Origin of the sequence: Actinoplanes sp. NPDC048791, assembly GCF_040650095.1 — a bacterium.
Classification (GTDB): domain Bacteria; phylum Actinomycetota; class Actinomycetes; order Mycobacteriales; family Micromonosporaceae; genus Actinoplanes.
Genome location: NZ_JBEZGQ010001100.1, coordinates 1 through 2,626, shown reverse-complemented (window position 1 = coordinate 2,626; position 2,626 = coordinate 1). Strand labels below are relative to the sequence as shown.

Sequence of the window (2,626 nt, the reverse complement as noted above, 5' to 3'; positions counted from 1 at the left end):
GCAGAAGACGGTCGGATCGCCGAACGCGGCGCCCGCCTCGCGGGCCGCGGACGCGACCGCCGCGGGCAGCTCGGCCAGGGTGCGCACGATGCGCATGCCGCGCCCGCCGCCCCCGGCCGACGCCTTGACCAGTACGGGCAGCTCGGCCTCGGTGACGGCGTCCGGTTCGAGCAGGTCGAGCACGCTCAGGCCGGCCGCCGCCATCCGGCGCTTGGACTCGATCTTGGAGCCCATCACCTCGATCGCCGCCGGGTCGGGGCCGATCCAGGTCAGGCCGGCATCCTGCACCGCGCGGGCGAAACCGGCGTTCTCGGCCAGGAAACCGTAGCCGGGATGGATGGCGTCCGCGCCGGCCCGCTGGGCCGCCGCGATGATGAGGTCACCGCGCAGGTACGTGTCGGCCGGCGTCGAGCCGGGCAGGCGTACGGCGCTGTCCGCCTCCCGCACGTGCGGGCTGTCCGCGTCGGGATCGGAGAAGACGGCCACGGTCGCGAGACCACGACGCCGGCAGGTGGTGAAGATCCGCCGGGCGATCTCACCGCGGTTGGCGACCAGAACGGCGTTGAAGGTCATGCTGCTCACATCCGGAAGACGCCGAAGGCGTCGGTGCCCGACACCGGCGCGGTGTGGATGGCGGACAGGGCGATGCCCAGCACGTCACGGGTGTCGCGGGGGTCGATGATCCCGTCGTCGTAGACCAGCCCGGACAGCACCATCGGCATCGCCTCGGCGCTGATCTGCCGCTCGATCGCCTGCCGCATGACCTGCGCGGCGTCCTCGTCGAACGGCCGGCCCTGGGCCAGCGCGGAGGCCCGGGACACCATGGTGCTCACGTCGGCGAGCTGCTGGGCGCCCATCACCGCGGACCGCGCGCTGGGCCAGGCGAAGACGAACCGGGGATCGTAGGCGCGGCCGCACATGCCGTAGTGGCCGGCGCCGTACGAGTTGCCGATGAGCAGCGAGATGTGCGGGACGGTCGAGTTGGACACCGCGTTGATCATCATGGCGCCGTGTTTGATGATGCCGCCCTGCTCGTACTCCGCGCCGACCATGTAGCCGGTGGTGTTGTGCAGGAACAGCAGCGGCGTGTGCGAGCGGTTGGCGAGCTGGATGAACTGGGCCGCCTTCTGCGCCTCGGCGCTGAACAGCACACCGCGGGCGTTGGCCAGGATGCCGACCGGATAGCCGTGCAGCTGCGCCCAGCCGGTCACCAGCGAGCTGCCGTACAGCGGCTTGACCTCGTCGAAGTCGCTGTCGTCGACGATCCGGGCGATGACCTCGCGCGGGTCGAAGGGCGCCTTGAGGCCGGGCGGGACGATCGACAGCAGCTCCTCGGCGCCGTACCGCGGGGGTTTCGGGGTGGCCGTGACCGGACCGGCCGCCTTGCGCCAGTTGAGCCGCGCGACGATGCGCCGCCCGATCCGGATGGCGTCCTGCTCGTCGCGGGCGAAGTGGTCGGCCAGGCCGGACACCCGGGCGTGCATCTCGGCGCCGCCGAGCGACTCGTCGTCGGACTCCTCGCCGGTGGCCGCCTTGACCAGCGGCGGACCGGCCAGGAAGACCTTCGACCGCCGCTCGATCAGCACCACGTGGTCACTCATCCCGGGCAGGTACGCGCCGCCCGCCGTCGAGTTGCCGAAGACCAGCGCGATCGTCGGGATGCCGGCCGCGGACAGCCGGGTGAGGTTGCGGAAGACCGCGCCGCCGGGGACGAAGACCTCCTTCTGGGTGGGCAGGTCCGCACCCCCGGACTCGACCAGCGAGATCACCGGCAACCGGTTGTGCCGGGCGACCTCGTGCATCCGCAGCGTCTTGCGCAGCGACCACGGGTTGCTGGCGCCGCCCTTGACCGTCGGATCGTTGGCGATCAGCAGGCACTCCACCCCGCTGACCACGCCGATCCCGGCCACGACGCTGCCGCCGACCGTGAACGACGAGCCGTAGCCGGCCAGCGCGGCCAGCTCCAGGAACGGCGAGTCCTCGTCGAGCAGCAGCTCGATCCGCTCCCGGGCGGTCATCTTCCCCCGGGCGTGGTGCCGGGCCACCGCCTTCTCGCCGCCGCCGGCCACCGCCCGGGCGGTCTCGGCCGTGATCTCGGCGAGCGCGTCGAGCATCGCCTGCCGGGCGGCCAGAGCCTCGTCGGTGGCGGGTTCGAGCGTGGACCGCAGGACGGTCACAGTTCCTCCCGGTCGGGCAGCAGTGCTACAGGAATGTCGACGTGCCGGGACCGCAGCCACTCGCCGAGGCCCTTGGCCTGCGGGTCGAAGCGGGCGTGGTAGGCGGCGCCCGCGCCGAGGAGCCCTTCGACGACGACGTTGACGGCCCGGATGCCGGGGAGCCGGGTGATCCGGATCGGCAGTGCGGCGGTCTCGGGGAGCAGCTCGCGGATGGTCTGCTCGGTGATCAGGGCGGCCAGCCACGGGTATGCGTCGTCGTCGCGCACCCAGAGGCCGATGTTGGCGTTGCCACCCTTGTCGCCCGAGCGCGCCCCGGCCAGCGTGCCCAGCGGCATCCGCCGGGCCGGCCCGGCTCCGGCACCGGGCCTGGGATCAGCTCCTGGTTCGTCGGGCGCACCCCGGATCTCGGGTCCGCCGGGTGCCGGCGGCTTGATCGGCGCGCGGCCAGC

2 protein-coding genes and 1 pseudogene are annotated in these 2,626 nt (G+C 72.8%); all 3 read right to left on the bottom strand.

Annotated features, from left to right (window positions below; all coding sequences use genetic code 11):
- Positions 1-573, bottom strand: a 573-nt coding sequence (locus AB0C29_RS42765; RefSeq protein ID WP_360833293.1) for a biotin carboxylase N-terminal domain-containing protein, incomplete at its 3' end; no start/stop codon positions are given.
- Between the two features lie 5 nt (positions 574-578).
- Positions 579-2,114: an acyl-CoA carboxylase subunit beta gene (locus AB0C29_RS42760; RefSeq protein ID WP_360833295.1), complete on the bottom strand. Its 1,536-nt coding sequence runs from the start codon at positions 2,112-2,114 to the stop codon at positions 579-581.
- 59 nt (positions 2,115-2,173) lie between these two features.
- A pseudogene (locus AB0C29_RS42755) lies at positions 2,174-2,626 on the bottom strand (exopolyphosphatase); the annotation flags it as partial.

Coding starts and splice junctions, on each gene's coding strand:
- AB0C29_RS42760 (WP_360833295.1), bottom strand. CDS start 2,114: ATGCTCGACGCGCTCGCCGAGATCACGGCCGAGACCGCCCGGGCGGTG.